The organism is Flavobacterium supellecticarium (genome assembly GCF_004801375.1).
Lineage (GTDB): Bacteria > Bacteroidota > Bacteroidia > Flavobacteriales > Flavobacteriaceae > Flavobacterium > Flavobacterium supellecticarium.
Map to the genome: position 1 here is coordinate 83779 of NZ_SSNZ01000009.1, position 15072 is coordinate 98850.

Here is a 15072-nt window from a genome sequence, read left to right on the forward strand (position 1 = left end):
TTATACTATGTTACAGATAGCATTTATTAGAGAAAACCAGGAAAAAGTAATCCAGGCTTTAGCAAAAAGAAATTTAGACGCTAAAGCAATGGTTGAAGAAGTGGTGGCTTTAGATGAAAAGCGCCGCGCAACGCAAGTGGAATTGGACAATATTTTGGCGGAATCGAACAAACTATCGAAAGACATCGGTGAGTTGATGAAAAGTGGTGAAAAAGCCAAAGCTGAAATCCTAAAGGAAAAAACAACTTCTTTAAAAGAGAAAAGTAAAGAACTGAATGAAGTTTTGAATACCGTTTCGGATCAGATGATTCACGAGTTGTACAAATTACCAAATATGCCGGCCGATGTGGTTCCGGTAGGTAAATCAGCCGATGATAACGAAACCGTTTTTGAGGAAGGAACCATTCCGGTATTGCACGAAGGTGCTTTGCCACACTGGGAGTTGGCAAAAAAATACGACATTATCGATTTTGAACTGGGAACCAAAATTTCCGGTGCCGGTTTCCCGGTGTATAAAGGAAAAGGAGCGCGTTTACAACGAGCGTTGATCTCCTATTTCCTGGATAAAAATACCGATGCCGGTTATAAAGAATATCAAGTACCACACCTAATCAACGAGGCGTCTGGTTACGGAACGGGACAGTTGCCGGATAAAGAAGGGCAAATGTATCACGTGGGTATCGACGATTTATATCTGATTCCAACGGCCGAAGTACCGGTTACGAATATGTTCCGCGATGTTATTTTACAGGAAAATGAATTACCGGTAATGTGTACCGGATATACGCCGTGTTTCCGTCGTGAAGCAGGTTCATACGGAGCACACGTTCGTGGATTAAACCGTTTGCATCAGTTTGATAAAGTGGAAATCGTACGAATTGAACATCCGGAAAAATCATACGAAGCTTTGGAAGGAATGGTTGAACACGTAAAAGTTCTGTTACAGGAATTGAAATTGCCATACCGTATCTTGCGTTTATGTGGTGGCGATATGGGATTCACTTCAGCTTTGACTTACGATTTCGAAGTGTTTTCAACCGCTCAGGATCGTTGGTTGGAAATTAGCTCTGTGTCGAATTTCGAAACCTATCAGGCGAATCGTTTGAAATTGCGTTTCAGAGATAAAGACGGGAAAAATCATTTGGCACACACGCTTAACGGAAGTTCATTGGCTTTGCCAAGAGTACTGGCCGGAATTCTGGAAAACTATCAGACTCCGGAAGGAATCGTAATTCCGGAAGTATTGCGTCCATACACCGGATTTGACATCATTAATTAATAAAATCTTATAACTCAACAATGTACTAATTAGCTCAAAAATGGCTACATTAGTACATTGTTTTTTTAGGATAACCATATCATGAAAAACTTTTTTTCCTATATCGCTTTGTTATGCTCGGTGTTTGTTTTTGCACAAAACGAACAGCTTGCGCAAAACTATTTCGATAGGGGAGAGTTTGAAAAAGCAATGGTGATCTACGAAGATCTGCTGAAAACGCAACCGAATAACTACCAGTATTTCCAAAAACAGGTCGCGTGCTACCAACAGCTAAAACAATATGCCAAAGCGGAAGAAATGATCCGAATCCGGATCGACCGTTTTAAGCAAAATAACCTTTACGTAGAACTGGGATACAATTACCAGCTGCAAAAGGAGATGGATAAAGCCAATAAAGCCTACCAAAAAGCATTGGACATTATCAAAGAAAATCCGAATAATGTTTATGGAGTCGCCAGTCTTTTCGAGCAGAAAGTTTTGCTCGAACAAGCTTTAAAAGCCTACGATTTGGGAACGGCAGGGAATCCAAGTTTTAATTTCGATTATCAGATTGCCTTACTTCAAGGACAATTGGGAAATCTGGAATTAATGGTAGACAAACTACTCGATTATGCCTATCGCAATCCGCAAAATGCTCCGTTGGTGCAAAGTCAGTTGGCGCGTTTTATGATGGAAGATACACAGGAATCGTTCAATACCAATCTTCGGAAAGCATTGTTGATTCGTACGCAAAAAACACAGGATATTTTCTGGAACCAGTTTCTAAGCTGGTTTTTTGTACAGCAAAAGGAATACGGAAAAGCCTTTATTCAGGAAAAAGCCATTTTTAAACGAAATCCGGATAATTTTTATACGATCATTAACCTGGCCAAACTAGCCGTTCAGGAACAGGAAAACGATACGGCAAAAGAAATTCTCGATTTTATATTGCTCAATACTCAGGATCTGGATTTGCAAATGGAAGCCCATTATCAATTGTTGACGATGGATATCGAAAAGGCGACACCAAAAGAATATCCGCTAATCCAGGAAAAAATAAACCTGTTGCTAAAACAATACGGCATTTCACCGTACTCGTTGCGACTTCAGGTTTTAAAAGCGCATTTTGAAGCCTTCTATCTAAAACAATTTGAAACCGCACGCCAGATATTGACCAATGCCTTGGATTTACCACTGAACAATTATCAGAAAGCCGACGTGAAAATGGAACTTGCCGATGTGTTGTTACTGGATGAAAAATTCAATCAGGCGATTATCTATTATGCGCAGATTGAAGACGATTTAAAAAACGATGAAGTCGGACACGAAGCCAGTCTGAAAATGGCAAAAGCCAGCTATTTTAAAGGCGATTTCGACTGGGCACAACAACAGTTCAAAGTGCTAAAAGCTTCTTCGTCTCAGTTGATCGCCAACGACGCTTTGGAATTATTTTTATTGATTAATGATCATACTACACAGGATAGTACGCGAGTGGCGTTAAAGAAATTTGCCAAAGCCGATTTCCTGTTGTATCAAAATAAAACAGACGAAGCTTTAAACGGATTTCGTACGCTTTTAAAAGAACACAAAGGACAAAGTGTTGAAGACGAAACGCTCTTGAAAATCGGACGTATTCTGGAAGAGAAAAAAGAATATGCCGAGGCGTTAAAAGTCTACCAGGAGATTATCGAAAAACATGCCGAAGGGATTTATGTAGACGAAGCCTTGTTTTTTTCGGCTGAAATTTACCGAAAGGATTTACCCGATATTGAAAAAGCCAAAGCCTTGTATGAAAAGGTTATTTTTAACCATCAGGATAGTATATACTACGTAGACGCCCGGAATAACTACAGAAAATTACGAGGGGATAACAATTTATAAAACCCAGGCCGACAGTTGTTAGGAGGGAAATAACTTAAGTTTTAAAAGATGATTATTTACAATGTGACGATCAATATACACGAGAGTGTACATGACCAGTGGATGAAATGGATGCAGGAGAAGCATATAGCCGATGTAATGGCTACCGGAAAGTTTTCAACGGCGCGAATGGTAAAAGTGTTGGTGGAGGAAGAAATGGGCGGTGTAACCTATTCCATTCAGTATACAACCGATAGTAAGGAAACGTTGCAACGGTATTACGACGAAGACGCGCCACGCCTGAGAGCAGAAGGATTTGCGCTTTTCGGAGATAAAATGCTGGCGTTCCGTACGGAATTAGAATTGATCAGCGATCATTAACAGCCTTAAAAACGAAGTATGGATAAGGTAAGAGCTAAAAAACATTTGGGACAACACTTCCTGAATGATGAAAATATTGCCCAAAAAATAGCTGATACACTAACCCTGAATGGATATCAGAAAGTGTTGGAAATCGGCCCGGGTATGGGAGTGCTAACCAAGTATCTTCTGGAAAAACCAATCGAAACCTATGTGATCGAAATCGATACCGAATCGGTGGAGTATCTGCAAACGCATTATCTGAAGTTGTCCAATCGTATCATTTCAAAAGATTTTTTACGCTACAACCTTTCGGAAACGTTTGGAGAGGATCCGTTGGCGATTATCGGGAATTTTCCGTACAATATTTCGTCGCAAATTGTTTTCCGCGTACTGGAAATGCGGGATCGAATTCCGGAGTTTTCGGGCATGTTCCAAAAAGAAGTAGCCGAACGGATTTGCGAGAAAAAAGGAAGTAAAGCCTACGGTATATTATCGGTTTTGGTTCAGGCTTTTTACGATGCGGAATACTTGTTTACGGTGTCGGAACACGTGTTTACACCACCACCAAAAGTGAAGTCGGGTGTAATGCGGATGCGTCGAAAAGAAAACTACAAATTGCCATGCGATGAAAAAATGTTTTTTAACGTGGTAAAAACCGCTTTTAACCAACGTCGAAAAACATTAAGAAATAGTTTAAAAACATTCCAGTTGTCGGATAATTTAAGAGAAGATAGTATCTTTGACCTCCGTCCGGAACAATTATCCGTAGAACAATTTATCGAACTCACTCAAAAAATAGCCGCCGATGGAGTTTAAAATCAGCAGAGACTTTATTGCTCAGATTGAGCAACTAATCAGTGAAAACAAAGGGAACGAACTTGAAAATTTGCTCCAGGAGATTCACTATGCTGATATTGCCGAAATCATGGAGGAACTCGATGATTACGAGGCAAGCTATCTTTTTAAAATACTCGACAGTGAAAAAACAGCGGAAATCCTTCTCGAATTAGATGAAGAAGTCCGCGAAAAAATCTTAAGAAATCTTTCGGCAAAAGAAATCGCCGAGGAGCTGGATGAGTTGAATACGGATGACGCGGCCGATATTATCGCGGAATTGCCACAATCGAAAAAAGAAGAAGTTATTTCCGAGCTGGAAGACGTTGAACACGCCAAGGATATTGTCGACTTGTTGCGTTATGACGAAGATACAGCTGGGGGGTTAATGGCGAAAGAGCTTGTAAAAGTGAACGAAAACTGGAACGTGCTTACTTGCGTAAAGGAAATGCGCCATCAGGCGGAAAACGTTTCCCGCGTACATTCGATTTATGTGGTGGATGATGAAGAAAGACTAAAAGGGCGTTTGTCGTTAAAAGACTTGTTGACAACATCAACCAAGACGCCAATTAGCGAAGTATATATTAAAAAAGTCGACTATGTAAAAGTCGATACCAAAGACGTGGAAGTGGCTCGGATCATGCAAAAATATGACTTGGAGGCCATCCCGGTAATCGACGAATTAGGACGATTGGTGGGGCGCATTACGATCGATGATATCGTTGACGTGATCAAGGAAGAAGCCGACAAGGATTACCAGTTGGCGGCCGGTATCTCGCAAGACGTTGAGGCGGATGATAGTATTCTGGAACTGACCCGTGCGCGTTTACCGTGGTTGGTATTGGCGTTGCTGGGCGGTTTTATCAGTGTACGCGTATTAGGCCTTTTCGACGGCGCGATGGATAATCATCCGGAATTGTTCTTTTTTACACCGCTAATCGCTGCAATGGCCGGAAATGTTGGTGTGCAATCATCAGCGATTATTGTTCAGGGTCTTGCGAATAATACATTAAGCGGTTCGTTATGGAGTCGACTATTAAAAGAGGTTACGCTGAGTTTGTTAAACGGATTGATTTTAGGTGTTATTCTGTTAATCGGTAGCCATTTTCTTTTAAATGTGAACTTTATGCTGGGAATTACCGTTACGGTAGCCCTGCTTTCCGTGATTGTCACGGCGTCTGTACTGGGAACCTTTATCCCCATGACGTTAAACCGGTATGGTATTGACCCCGCATTGGCCACCGGGCCTTTTATTACAACCAGTAATGATATCTGCGGAATTCTGATTTACTTTTCCATAGCCAAAATGATCTTAGGCTTTTAATCATAAAAAACGGTTCTTATGAAAATTGTAGTTATAGGTGGTGGTAATTTAGGTACCGCCATCGCTTTGGGTATTGTCCGTTTTACAAGGGGTAATCAGGTGATCGTGACCAGAAGGAATCCGGAGGCGATCCGTTTTTTGGAATCGGATGGGATTTTGCTTTCTTCCGACAATAAAAATGCGGTTCAAATGGCCGATGTGGTCGTGTTGACGGTCAAACCCTATCAGGTAGCTGCAATTATTTCGGAATTAAAACCGTTTTTAAAAGATAAAATTGTCGCCTCAGCGGTTAGTGGTCTTTCTATGGAAATGCTACAGGAGCAGTTAGGTGAAACCGCACTGGCCATCCGGATTATGCCCAATATCGCCATTCAGTTCGGATCGTCTGCAACCTGTGTAACGGTTCGGGAGGAAGATCAGACTACGGTGAAGCCTTTTTTAAACGTGTTGGAACAATTGGGATCGGTAGTAGTTATCGACGAAAAAATGATGGATGCGGCTACGGTTCTCGGCGCTTGCGGAACAGCCTATGCTTTGCGCTATATTCGTGCCGCAATGCAGGCGGGTATCGAAATTGGTTTCGATGCACAAACGGCACTGGCTATCGCGTCACAAACCGTTAAAGGTGCGGCCGAAATGGCTTTGCAGGAAAAAGTACATCCGGAACAGTTAATCGATCGTGTAACAACGCCTAAAGGTTGTACTATAGCGGGACTAAATGAAATGGAACACCAGGGATTCAGTTCGTCGCTGATCAAAGGAATTAAAACATCGTTAAACAATATTAAAGGGATATGAAACAGCCTGTAAAAATTCTACATATCGACAGTAATCACCCGGTTTTATGGGACAGATTGGTCGCGGCCGGTTTCGAAAATCATGAGGACTATAAATCGTCTAAAGAAGCCGTCGAAGCCAAAATCCACGAATACCACGGAATTGTGATTAGAAGTCGGTTTAAAATCGATAAAACCTTTCTGGATAAAGCAACAAACTTAAAGTTTATTGCCAGAGTGGGTGCCGGTTTGGAAAGTATCGACTGTGATTATGCCATTGAAAAAGGAGTGCATCTGATTGCTGCTCCGGAAGGAAATCGAAATGCCGTTGGAGAACATGCTCTGGGAATGCTTTTGTCACTGTTGAATAAGTTAAATAAAGCCGATCGTGAGGTGCGTAGCGGTCATTGGAACCGCGAAGCCAATCGCGGCTATGAACTCGATGGAAAGACCGTTGGTATTATAGGTTATGGGAATATGGGGAAATCGTTTGCGAAAAAACTACGCGGTTTTGAGGTCGAGGTGCTTTGTTATGATATTCTCGATCATGTGGGTGATGCCAATGCCAGACAAGTATCGTTGCTGGAATTGCAGAAAAAAGCCGATGTGCTAAGTTTGCATACGCCCTGGACACCGGAAACAGATAAAATGATCAACACTTCTTTTATCGAAGCGTTTTCCAAACCGTTTTGGTTTATCAATACGGCACGGGGAAATAGCGTAGTTACGGCCGATCTGGTTACTGCACTGATTCAGGGGAAAGTATTGGGTGCCGGATTGGATGTGCTGGAATATGAAAAGCTGTCTTTTGAAAATTTATTTACAGATGATAAAACACCGGAAGCATTACAATATTTATTGCAGGCCGAGAATGTGCTAGTAACACCGCATATTGCCGGGTGGACTATTGAAAGTAAGGAAAAACTGGCTCAGGTAATCGTTGATAAGATAATCGCATGTTGTAATAATTAACCAAAGACAAACTTAAATTATGGATAAAAAAGAAATCAAAAGAGTAACCGGAATTGGCGGTTTTTTCTTTAAATGTGACGACCCGAATACGGTAAAACAATGGTATCGAGAGCGCCTTGGAATTCCGGTTGGCGATTATGGATGGTCGTTTGCCTGGAAAGATGAAGAAGGAAACGACGGACTGACACAATGGTCGCCATTTGCGGCAAATACCCGTTATTTTGAGCCGAGTGAAAAGCAGTTTATGATGAATTTCAGAGTAGAAAATCTGGTGGGATTACTCGAGGCGCTTAAAGCTGAAGGAGTTACAGTTGTGGGCGAGATGGAAGAGTATGATTATGGTAAATTTGGCTGGGTTTTGGATCCAGAGGGAAATAAAATTGAACTTTGGGAGCCAAAATAATATTGCTTTAACATAAAAAGTACTATATTCGCCACATAACCAACCTAATCAAAAACAAAAAATGGAAGTAAAAAGCACAAATTCAGAGGATTGGAATAGTCCTCAGATCCCGGTATTTAAAGTGGATCCGATCATGGTTTTGGTGTTCGGAATTATTACCTGTGGATTGTACCTTATTTATTGGAATATTAAAGTAGCAGATGTTTTAAACGCTGTTGCCGAAAGACAAATTATTTCACAACCGGTAGCCATCTTTTCGGGATGTTGTTTACCTGTTAATTTGTATTTCTATTATATTGCAGGTAAAGATGGTTTACCTAAAGTATATCAAAAAATTGGAGAGCCGAACAAAGATCAGTCGGTTTTATTATTGGTTTTAGGGTTTTTCTTCCCTATGGTAGCTGCAATGATTGTTCAAAGTGATATCAACAAACTATACAATTAAAAATAGAAACCAACTCAAAATTTATGGAATTATCGGGGCATTAATAACCCTGATAATTCCTTTTTTGCTTACGTTTCAAAACGAACACAATCATCTCGATGAAGCGCAGTCGCTGTGTCCGTTTAAGATGCTTACCGGATTTCCCTGTCCGGGTTGCGGGATTACAAAATCACTGGTGTATATCTACGAAGGCGATCTGATTCGAAGTCTTCATTTTCATTTATTCGGACCGTTTGTTTTTCTGTTGTGTATCGCAGCCGTTATTGTTTTATCGGTCGAATTAGTCACGGGTAAAAGTTATTTCCGATCGCTTTTCTATAGTAAAAAAGTAGCCTACATTCTGGCGGCTATATTAGTGGTGTATCACGTGGTACGGTTGTTTTATTTTGTGGCGGACAATACCTTCGACGATATCTTGCGACAATCCATCTGGAAATAAAAAAGACCTGAAATCGTTCAGGCCTTTTCGTTTATTGCGATATTTTTTCTTATTCTTTTTCGTTTAGCTTTCGTTCCAGTTCTGCCTGAAATTCTTCCATTACGGGCTTTACGGTACTTTCCGGTAAATCGGCTATGCGGATATACATTAAACCGTCTACGGCATTGTTAAATAGCGGATCGACGTTAAAAGCAACTACACGTGCATTTTGTTTGATATATTTTTTGATCAAAACCGGCAAGCGTAGGCTTCCTGGTTCTACCTCATCGATAATCTTATCGAATTTATTCAGATCGGCTTCTGTTTCGTTAAATACAAAATCCTTATCGGCATCTTTTAGTTTTACCTTATATTCCTTTTTAGGGTGGATATACTGCGCGATATACGGATCGTAATAATGTGACTTCATAAACTCGATCATAAGCGATTTGGAAAAGTCGGAAAACTGGTTGCTGATACTGACACCGCCAATCAAATAACGATGTTCCGGATGACGTAGGGTTGTGTGTACAATTCCTTTCCATAACAGGAACAACGGCATTGGTTTTTGCTGGTATTCTTTGATGATAAAAGCACGTCCCATTTCAATGGATTTCGACATCATATCATACAATTCCGGTTCAAAGCGGAATAATTCGTGCAAGTAAAATCCGTTAATACCAAATTTTTTATAAATATCTGAACCCAATCCCATACGGTAGGCACCGGCGATCTGTTTGCTTTCTTCATCCCACAAAAACATGTGGTGGTAATATTTATCGTATTGGTCTAAATCCAGCGATTCGTTGGTTCCTTCGCCCACTTCGCGGAACGTGATCTCGCGTAAACGCCCGATTTCGTGCAATACATTTGGAATCTTATCCGCAGTAACCAGAAAAACTTCGTAGTTTTTACTTTGGAGCAAACGATAATCGCCTTTGCGTAATTCGGTTACTTCCTGTAGGATTTTTTCGTAATTCGCAGGATGTGCGATTTGCTTCGGACTGCTTTTTGGTAATGGTAATTTTAAACTAGGTGCTGATAATAACTTGCTTTCGGTGCTTTCGAATGAGTTGGCCAGCATATACGTTTTGCGGCGTAAAAACTCCGAATAGGCTTCGATAGTTTCGTATTCACATTGTTCACTTACCGGAATCGGTTTTCCGATACGTACTTTGATCACGCGTTTTTTTTGCGTAAGCAATTCAGATGGCAATTTTGCGGTACGTAACGTCGGACTTATTTTAGACAGCAGGTAAAATAATTTGCTGTTTTTTGCGTGAAAATAAATCGGAACAACAGGGACCTGTGCTTTTTTAATCAGCTTTATAGCGCCTTCTTCCCAGGGTTTGTCAACAACCAGTTCGTCGTCTTTGTAAGTAGAAACTTCTCCGGCCGGAAAGATTCCTAATGGTTTTCCTTCGCTAAGGTGACGTAATGTTTCTTTAATTCCGGCAACACTCGATTTGGCATCTTTGTGATTCTCAAACGGATTTACCGGCATTACATACGGTTTTAAAGGCTCAATACGGTGTAACAGGAAGTTGGCGATAATTTTAAAGTTAGGCTCGCGCTCCAACATCAGTTTTAATAGTAAAATACCATCAATTCCACCAAGCGGATGGTTGGAAACGGTAATATAAGCGCCATCTTTGGGTAGGCGTTTTAAATCTTCTTCCGGAATTTCAAACTTAATCTGAAATTCATCCAGAATGGCGTTTAAAAAAGGAACATCATTGAGATGTTTATTTCTGTTATATACAGCATTAAGCGTAGAAATCTTCAGCACCTTCATCAGTAACCAGCCTGAAAAAGTTCCTAAGAAACCGTATTTGTCAGTGTTTATTGCTTTTGCAACTTCTTTAGCGGTAACTAAACCCATTTAATTTCGTTTTGAGCGAAAAACAAAGATACTAATTCTCTCGAAACGCTAAAAGGCTTTATCTTATTATTATATAATTTTTAATAGCATTGGAATTTAGGTATTTGATTGTGAAGGTTTTGTTTCTATTTCTGTATTTCTGTTTCAATTCTATAGGTTTTTGCCTATTTTTGGGGAAAATGTAACTGTAAACAATGAAGATTATTTCTTATAACGTAAACGGAATCCGGGCCGCCATTACCAAAGGTTTCCTGGATTGGTTAAAAAGTGCCGATCCGGATGTGATTTGCCTTCAGGAAATTAAAGCGACTCAGGAGCAAATCCCGTTGCTGGATATCGAACTGGCCGGATATCCTTACCATTACTGGTTTCCGGCTGAAAAGAAAGGCTATAGCGGTGTGGCCATTTTGTCGAAAGTAAAACCGAACAATGTGGTTTTCGGAACCGGTATTCCGCATATGGATAAAGAAGGGCGTAACCTGCGCGTGGATTTTGATACGTTTTCGGTGATGAGTCTGTATTTGCCGTCCGGGACAAATATTGACCGACTGGATCATAAGTTTATGTATATGGCCGATTTTCAGAATTACATCAACAACCTGAAAAAAGAAATTCCAAACCTGATTATCTGTGGCGATTACAACATCTGTCACGAAGCAATCGATATTCACGATCCGATCCGAAATGCAAAAGTATCGGGATTCCTGCCGGAAGAACGCGCCTGGCTGGACGGTTTTATGAAAAGTGGTTTTGTGGATAGTTTCCGTCATTTTAACAAAGAACCGCACCATTACAGTTGGTGGAGTTACCGCGCTAATGCCAGAGCCAATAACAAAGGGTGGCGTATCGATTATAATCTGGTGAGTGAACCCTTGCGCGATCGGATGAAACGGGCTGTGATACTGCCGGAAGCCAAACATTCCGACCATTGTCCGATTTTAGTTGAAATTGAATAAACTCGAAAAAACTGATATAGCAAATGATTAAAAAAATGTCTATTGGAGTATTGGCACTTGCGTTGTCCACTTCATGCGTTTCTAAAAAATTGTATACCGATTTAGAGACAAAATACGCCGATTTAAAAAAAGAAAACCGTCAGTTGGCCGATGAAAACACATCGCTGACTAAAGATAAAAACCAGTTGGATCTGCTTTCTAAAGATTTGCAATCACAATTGGATAAGCTAAAAGCCGAACGCGATAAACTGGCATCCGATTATGCCGCGGCTCAAAACAGTCTGAAAACCCTACAGTCGTCGTATAAGGCTCTGGAAAAAAACAGCGATGATGCTTTAAAGAGCAATATGGACAAAAACCGGGAATTGTTAGCGCAGTTGGAGGCTAAAGAAAAAGCGCTTGCCGCTGAAAAGGACCGTCTGGAAAAACTGAAAAATGACCTGAAAGACCGTTCGGATCGTGTAAATGAACTGGAAAATATGATCGCCGAAAAAGAAGCTTCTATGAAGCGTTTAAAAGAAACCCTTTCCAAAGCGTTAAATGCTTTTGAAGGAAAAGGATTAACGGTAGAACATAAAAACGGAAAAGTATACGTTTCGATGGAAAACAAACTATTATTCGGAACCGGAAGCTGGGCGGTTGGAACCGAAGGTAGAAAAGCCGTTGTGGCGGTTGGAAAAGTATTGGGCGATAATCCGGACATTACGGTACTGATCGAAGGACATACCGATAATGATAAATATGCCGGTGCCGTTGGTGCTATCGAAAACAACTGGGATTTGTCGACAAAAAGAGCGACAGCTATTGTAAATATTCTGGGTGAAAACAAAGCAATCGATAAAAAGAACCTGACAGCAGCCGGTAGAGGAGAGTTTGCGCCAATTGCGTCAAACGATACTGCAGAAGGAAAAGCAAAAAACAGAAGAATCGAAATTATTCTGACCCCTAAATTGGATGAAATTTCGAAAATGCTTAATGATATTAACTAATAAACAGTTATATAGTGAAAAAGGTTCAGCCCGTACGGCTGAACCTTTTGTTTTTAGTATTTTTGAAATCTTATAATTGGAGCCTGAAATTAGCATGAAATACACAGTAATACCGGGAACGGACATCAAAATAAGTACGATATGTCTCGGAACCATGACATTTGGAGAGCAGAATACAGAAGCGGAAGCACACAGTCAGTTGGACTTTGCCTTGGACAAAGGCGTTACTTTTATCGATACCGCCGAAATGTATCCGGTTGCGGCACGTGAGGAAACTTCCGGAAGAACAGAACGCTATATCGGAAGTTGGTTGCATAAAACCGGAAACCGCGATAAAGTAGTATTGGCAACTAAAATTGCCGGGCCTAACCGCGGAATGGAATATTTACGGGACGATTTGCGCTATACCGATAAAACGATTCGCGAATCGGTTGATAAAAGCCTACAGCAGCTGCAAACGGATTATATCGATTTGTATCAGTTGCACTGGCCGGAACGGAAATCGAATATGTTTGGACAACGCGGTTTTACCGTTCAGGAGGATGCCTGGGAAGATAATTTTAAAACCGTATTGGAAACCTTTGATGCATTGATCAAAGAAGGAAAAATTCGTCATATCGGCGTGTCGAATGAAACACCATGGGGCGTGATGCGCTTTCTGGAAGAAAGTAAAAAGCACAATCTACCGCGCATTGCGACGATTCAAAATCCGTATTCGTTGTTAAACCGAACTTTTGAAGTGGGTTTGTCCGAAACCTGCTATCGCGAAAAGGTAGGATTGTTGGCCTATTCGCCATTAGGATTCGGAACACTTACCGGAAAGTTTCTTACCGGAGAACCATTGCCAAAAGCGCGAATTAACCTGTTTCCGCGTTTTTCACGTTACTCTGGCGAGCAATCTCAAAAAGCCGTGAAATTATATCAGGAATTGGCCACTTCCTTTGGATTGACGTTAACCGAAATGGCTCTGGCCTTTGTACAACAACAAGCCTTTGTTGCTGCAACAATCATTGGAGCGACGAATTTGGAACAGCTGGAGGAAAATATTAAAACCCATTCGGTGGTTTTAACAGAGGAGATGATTCGTGAAATCAATCGTATCCAGGAGCATATTCCAAATCCGGCACCTTAATTTTATTCTACAGACAATTTGTGTGTAGCAGTGCTACCCTCGCTGTCGGTAATATGAAGAATATATAAACCTGTAGCTAAGTGCGACGTTTTAATGTTGACTAGCTCCAGGTTTTTTGTTTTCTGAATATGAACCTGTTTTCCGTTCGTGTCGAAAATAGTAACGGTATCCGGATAGCTGTTGCCATTGGCTTTGATGTTGATTTCGGTTTTCGCCGGATTCGGATAAATCGTAAACGTGTTTCGGTTAAAATCGGCAGTACTTAGTGAACTGTCTTTTATCTTATAGATGGTTCCGCTGTTAATCGCACCGATATACAATTCGCCATTCATATCTTCTCCAAAAGTTACAAAACTATTACCGCTAAAGTTCGTCGAGTAGGTTATGGTTCCGTTGTTGTCAACCATACCGATTCGGGGCGAACAATAATCCGTAAAGAAATATTTGTTCTGGAAATTAGGGTAAAGTGATCCGGTATAAACATAACCACCGGTTATCGAACAATTTCCGGCACTATGAGCGGTAACCGCCAGAGGAAAAGTCATCGACGATTGTGCGGGACATCCGGTGCTGGTATTGTAGGTGTTGTTTCCTTCATAACAACGCCAGCCATAGTTCAGTCCGGCTTGGTTGGATGCTACTTTATTAATCTCTTCGAAGGCATCCTGACCTACATCAGCGATCCATAAGTCACCATTGTTTCGGTTAAAGGAAAATTTCCACGGATTACGCAAGCCGATCGCCCAGATTTCGTCGGCACCAGCCACACCTACATACGGATTATTGACCGGAATGCCATAAGGTGATCCGGAATTCACATCAATTCGCAGCATTTTACCCAACAACTCGTTGATATTTTGCGCCCGGTTTCCGGGATCGCCACCGCTACCGCCATCACCCATACCGATGTATAGATAGCCATCCGGGCCAAATTTTACAGATCCGCCATTGTGATTGGAAAATGGCTGGGTAATAGTAAGTAAAACAGAGGCACTTCCCGCATCGGCAAGATTCGGATTGCTGCTATTCACACTGTAACGCGCAATTACCGTGTTTCCTGCGGTATTGGTATAGTTAATATAAAAATAACCATTACTGTTATAATTCGGATGAAAGGCAAGACCGAGTAAACCGCGTTCTCCTCCGGAACTAATTAGACTGGTTACCGTTAGAAATGGTGTTGGATTAACGGTTCCGTTGGCATTAACTATTTTAATGTTTCCGCCGCGTTCCACTACAAATAAACGGGAGTCGCCGGCATGTGTTATTTCGACCGGACTGGAAAAACCGGTTGCGAAACTTTCTAGTGCAACGGTCTGTGAAAAACCGATGTTGCTCGCTATAAGTGCCAGGGTAAGTAGTATTTTTTTCATAGGATAGTTGGTGTTGGTTTGTAGTAAAAATAGTAAAAAAATATTTAGTACAGTTGTAACGGTTTAATTTTTAGTATAATAAGGACT

15 protein-coding genes are annotated in these 15072 nt (G+C 41.0%); 13 read left to right on the forward strand and 2 right to left on the reverse strand.

Annotated elements, in window-relative coordinates:
• Nucleotides 1–7 precede the first annotated feature (7 nt).
• The 10 genes from serS (at nucleotide 8) to E6C50_RS15300 (ending at nucleotide 8674) form a co-directional block, all read left to right on the forward strand.
• Nucleotides 8–1279 carry a serine--tRNA ligase gene (gene serS, locus E6C50_RS15255; protein ID WP_136404097.1) on the forward strand — a complete coding sequence of 424 codons (1272 nt, stop codon included), beginning with the start codon at nucleotides 8–10 and terminating at the stop codon, nucleotides 1277–1279.
• An 81-nt stretch (nucleotides 1280–1360) separates the two neighbouring features.
• The gene (locus E6C50_RS15260; RefSeq protein ID WP_136404098.1) at nucleotides 1361–3139 is read left to right on the forward strand and encodes a tetratricopeptide repeat protein; all 1779 of its coding nucleotides are present in this window, start codon (nucleotides 1361–1363) and stop codon (nucleotides 3137–3139) included.
• 48 nt (nucleotides 3140–3187) lie between these two features.
• Nucleotides 3188–3499, forward strand: coding sequence for a DUF4286 family protein (locus tag E6C50_RS15265; RefSeq protein ID WP_136404099.1), 312 nt, complete (start codon nucleotides 3188–3190; stop codon nucleotides 3497–3499).
• An 18-nt stretch (nucleotides 3500–3517) separates the two neighbouring features.
• Nucleotides 3518–4297 carry a 16S rRNA (adenine(1518)-N(6)/adenine(1519)-N(6))-dimethyltransferase RsmA gene (gene rsmA / locus E6C50_RS15270; RefSeq protein ID WP_136404100.1) on the forward strand — a complete coding sequence of 260 codons (780 nt, stop codon included), beginning with the start codon at nucleotides 3518–3520 and terminating at the stop codon, nucleotides 4295–4297.
• Nucleotides 4287–5639: a magnesium transporter gene (gene mgtE, locus E6C50_RS15275; protein ID WP_136404101.1), complete on the forward strand. Its 1353-nt coding sequence runs from the start codon at nucleotides 4287–4289 to the stop codon at nucleotides 5637–5639. The genes rsmA and mgtE overlap by 11 nt, the downstream gene beginning before the upstream one ends.
• A gap of 18 nt (nucleotides 5640–5657) precedes the next feature.
• Nucleotides 5658–6437, forward strand: coding sequence for a pyrroline-5-carboxylate reductase (gene proC / locus E6C50_RS15280; RefSeq protein WP_136404102.1), 780 nt, complete (start codon nucleotides 5658–5660; stop codon nucleotides 6435–6437).
• A complete protein-coding gene (locus tag E6C50_RS15285; RefSeq protein WP_136404103.1) occupies nucleotides 6434–7387 on the forward strand; it encodes a 2-hydroxyacid dehydrogenase in 954 nt (317 codons plus the stop codon). Before proC ends, E6C50_RS15285 begins: the two co-directional genes overlap by 4 nt.
• Nucleotides 7388–7406: 19 nt before the next feature.
• Nucleotides 7407–7790: a VOC family protein gene (locus E6C50_RS15290; protein WP_136404104.1), complete on the forward strand. Its 384-nt coding sequence runs from the start codon at nucleotides 7407–7409 to the stop codon at nucleotides 7788–7790.
• A gap of 61 nt (nucleotides 7791–7851) precedes the next feature.
• Nucleotides 7852–8235: a DUF4234 domain-containing protein gene (locus tag E6C50_RS15295; RefSeq protein WP_136404105.1), complete on the forward strand. Its 384-nt coding sequence runs from the start codon at nucleotides 7852–7854 to the stop codon at nucleotides 8233–8235.
• Nucleotides 8236–8299: 64 nt separating this feature from the next.
• A complete protein-coding gene (locus E6C50_RS15300) occupies nucleotides 8300–8674 on the forward strand; it encodes a DUF2752 domain-containing protein (RefSeq protein WP_230979021.1) in 375 nt (124 codons plus the stop codon).
• A gap of 49 nt (nucleotides 8675–8723) precedes the next feature.
• Here the strand turns inward: E6C50_RS15300 and E6C50_RS15305 are convergent, their stop codons facing one another.
• Nucleotides 8724–10535 carry a GNAT family N-acyltransferase gene (locus E6C50_RS15305; RefSeq protein ID WP_136404107.1) on the reverse strand — a complete coding sequence of 604 codons (1812 nt, stop codon included), beginning with the start codon at nucleotides 10533–10535 and terminating at the stop codon, nucleotides 8724–8726.
• Nucleotides 10536–10729: 194 nt separating this feature from the next.
• Between E6C50_RS15305 and E6C50_RS15310 the strand changes: the two genes are divergently transcribed.
• The 3 genes from E6C50_RS15310 (at nucleotide 10730) to E6C50_RS15320 (ending at nucleotide 13612) form a co-directional block, all read left to right on the forward strand.
• Complete coding sequence (locus E6C50_RS15310; protein WP_136404108.1) at nucleotides 10730–11491, forward strand: exodeoxyribonuclease III; 762 nt, start codon at nucleotides 10730–10732, stop codon at nucleotides 11489–11491.
• A 23-nt stretch (nucleotides 11492–11514) separates the two neighbouring features.
• Nucleotides 11515–12480, forward strand: a complete 966-nt coding sequence (locus E6C50_RS15315) for an OmpA family protein (protein ID WP_136404109.1) — start codon at nucleotides 11515–11517, stop codon at nucleotides 12478–12480.
• 94 nt (nucleotides 12481–12574) lie between these two features.
• Nucleotides 12575–13612 carry an NADP(H)-dependent aldo-keto reductase gene (locus E6C50_RS15320; RefSeq protein ID WP_136404110.1) on the forward strand — a complete coding sequence of 346 codons (1038 nt, stop codon included), beginning with the start codon at nucleotides 12575–12577 and terminating at the stop codon, nucleotides 13610–13612.
• 2 nt (nucleotides 13613–13614) lie between these two features.
• Here the strand turns inward: E6C50_RS15320 and E6C50_RS15325 are convergent, their stop codons facing one another.
• Nucleotides 13615–14985 carry a PQQ-dependent sugar dehydrogenase gene (locus E6C50_RS15325; protein ID WP_136404111.1) on the reverse strand — a complete coding sequence of 457 codons (1371 nt, stop codon included), beginning with the start codon at nucleotides 14983–14985 and terminating at the stop codon, nucleotides 13615–13617.
• Nucleotides 14986–15072: the final 87 nt, after the last annotated feature.

What these genes read in the sequence shown, in the direction of transcription:
- mgtE (WP_136404101.1), top strand. Translation starts at nt 4,287, where the DNA reads ATGGAGTTTAAAATCAGCAGAGACTTTATTGCTCAGATTGAGCAACTA.
- E6C50_RS15260 (WP_136404098.1), top strand. Translation starts at nt 1,361, where the DNA reads ATGAAAAACTTTTTTTCCTATATCGCTTTGTTATGCTCGGTGTTTGTT.
- E6C50_RS15310 (WP_136404108.1), top strand. Translation starts at nt 10,730, where the DNA reads ATGAAGATTATTTCTTATAACGTAAACGGAATCCGGGCCGCCATTACC.
- E6C50_RS15315 (WP_136404109.1), top strand. Translation starts at nt 11,515, where the DNA reads ATGATTAAAAAAATGTCTATTGGAGTATTGGCACTTGCGTTGTCCACT.
- E6C50_RS15325 (WP_136404111.1), bottom strand. Translation starts at nt 14,985, where the DNA reads ATGAAAAAAATACTACTTACCCTGGCACTTATAGCGAGCAACATCGGT.
- E6C50_RS15265 (WP_136404099.1), top strand. Translation starts at nt 3,188, where the DNA reads ATGATTATTTACAATGTGACGATCAATATACACGAGAGTGTACATGAC.
- E6C50_RS15320 (WP_136404110.1), top strand. Translation starts at nt 12,575, where the DNA reads ATGAAATACACAGTAATACCGGGAACGGACATCAAAATAAGTACGATA.
- serS (WP_136404097.1), top strand. Translation starts at nt 8, where the DNA reads ATGTTACAGATAGCATTTATTAGAGAAAACCAGGAAAAAGTAATCCAG.
- rsmA (WP_136404100.1), top strand. Translation starts at nt 3,518, where the DNA reads ATGGATAAGGTAAGAGCTAAAAAACATTTGGGACAACACTTCCTGAAT.
- E6C50_RS15305 (WP_136404107.1), bottom strand. Translation starts at nt 10,535, where the DNA reads ATGGGTTTAGTTACCGCTAAAGAAGTTGCAAAAGCAATAAACACTGAC.
- proC (WP_136404102.1), top strand. Translation starts at nt 5,658, where the DNA reads ATGAAAATTGTAGTTATAGGTGGTGGTAATTTAGGTACCGCCATCGCT.
- E6C50_RS15295 (WP_136404105.1), top strand. Translation starts at nt 7,852, where the DNA reads ATGGAAGTAAAAAGCACAAATTCAGAGGATTGGAATAGTCCTCAGATC.
- E6C50_RS15285 (WP_136404103.1), top strand. Translation starts at nt 6,434, where the DNA reads ATGAAACAGCCTGTAAAAATTCTACATATCGACAGTAATCACCCGGTT.
- E6C50_RS15290 (WP_136404104.1), top strand. Translation starts at nt 7,407, where the DNA reads ATGGATAAAAAAGAAATCAAAAGAGTAACCGGAATTGGCGGTTTTTTC.